2 protein-coding genes are annotated in these 1546 nt (G+C 49.5%); both read right to left on the bottom strand.

Annotated elements, in window-relative coordinates; all coding sequences use genetic code 11:
* Window positions 1-655 (bottom strand): TonB-dependent receptor plug domain-containing protein (locus ABYP33_RS19095; protein ID WP_373092932.1); only part of this gene is annotated, 655 nt, incomplete at its 3' end.
* Window positions 656-763: 108 nt separating this feature from the next.
* Window positions 764-1180 carry a GFA family protein gene (locus tag ABYP33_RS19090; RefSeq protein ID WP_373092930.1) on the bottom strand — a complete coding sequence of 139 codons (417 nt, stop codon included), beginning with the start codon at window positions 1178-1180 and terminating at the stop codon, window positions 764-766.
* Window positions 1181-1546: the final 366 nt, after the last annotated feature.

Below are 1546 nucleotides of genomic sequence, written 5' to 3'. Positions count from 1 at the left end.
ACCAGCCCAAGACTAATTCCTGACGCTCACTGTCGTTATTATCACGCCAGCTGCCGTTTTTCGCGGCCGACAAATTTACTGTGTAGCTATCCTTACTCTGCACCTGTGAGGCCCGCAGCTGACTGCGATAATGATCGAATTCACCAGTTTCAAGCGCAAGGCTGGTGCGGTCTTCTTTTGCCGGCTGACCGACAAGGCTGTTAATCACCGCGCCCATGGCGTCGGAACCGTATAGAGCAGAACCCGGGCCTTTAATAATTTCCACACCGTTTGCCAATGCCGTGTTCACTTCGTAAAGGGCATTGTGGTTAAAAAAGCCCGCCGAGCGAGTTGGTACACCATTTTCCAAATAGAGATAGACCGGGTTGTAAGACACGGGTTGGCGTATTGCCGCAGCAACACCTTCACCGCCGGAACCGAGCTGGACAATATTGACGCCGGGAATCCGATTCATTAACTCGCTAGCATGACGTGGATTAAGCGCTTCAATGGTTTCTTGATCTAAAACCCCAACGCTTGCGGCCACATCGGCCAATTGCTGATCGTCGCGGGTTGCCGTTACCAATATGGTTTCAAGCACGGCGTGTTCGGCCCAAGTCGGTACGTTCATACCAAGGGCACTGAGCAATATAATTGGCGAAATAAATTTAGACATGTGCACCTCGATTTTGAGCTGCACATTTTAGTGATTAACACGCCAACAACAATGCGACATGATGTCGCAGGGCTGAGCGCTTAAAGGCTAAGCGGGGTTTAGAATAAGCTATGGCTGCTTATCAAACTGAGGAACGCCTTCTGGGATCTGGTACCAATCTTGTTTCTGGCACACCCAAATATGGGCCTCGGGATTAAGAATCCGCGTATCATCGAGGCTGGCGGCCTTGAGTTTTATGGTTTCTGGTTGGTCTGGATTAAAGTGATAAATTCGGTTGCCACAGTGGGGACAAAATTTAGCGTAGTTTTTATTGCCACTCTCAGCCAGACGTTCCCACTGTGCCAATTCGCCCTGAATAACAAGACTATCGGCATTAACGAGGGCGGTAATGCTAAAGGCGCTGGTCGACAGTTTTTGGCAGGCTTTACAGTGACAAGCCATAATTTTTAACGGCGGCGCCAACAGCTGGTAACGAATGTTTCCACACTGGCAAGCGCCCTCAAGAGGGTATTGGATATCACTCATCATATTCTCCACGCTAACTGTCGTCGCCAAACCTTAGCTGGCTTAATGCCACAGACATGGTAACGCTGGGCTCGGTGCGAATACAGCTATTCGCACGAGATTATAGATAGCCAAGAGATAGATTAACGGCCGTCGCCACGCAAGACTGCATCTTGCGGTGTCCATACCGCTGAATCCAGTTCCTCTCTCAGCGAGCCCTTAGTTTTTTTCTGCTAAGCGTTCAGTGTAGCGCCTTTTCTTTTTCTGGTCGTACAGAATAATATCAGCGTCGGCGAGCATTTTTTCCACCGTTGAGTGTCTATTCGCATTAAAGTCGACAACGCCGTAGGAGAATGCCAACTCATAGCCCCGATTTATCCGTGCATT

Origin of the sequence: Zhongshania sp. (genome assembly GCF_041584495.1) — a bacterium.
In the GTDB taxonomy this organism is placed as follows: Bacteria; Pseudomonadota; Gammaproteobacteria; order Pseudomonadales; family Spongiibacteraceae; genus Spongiibacter.
Note: the sequence above shows the minus strand (reverse complement) of the source record. Positions and strands in the feature narration are given on the sequence as shown.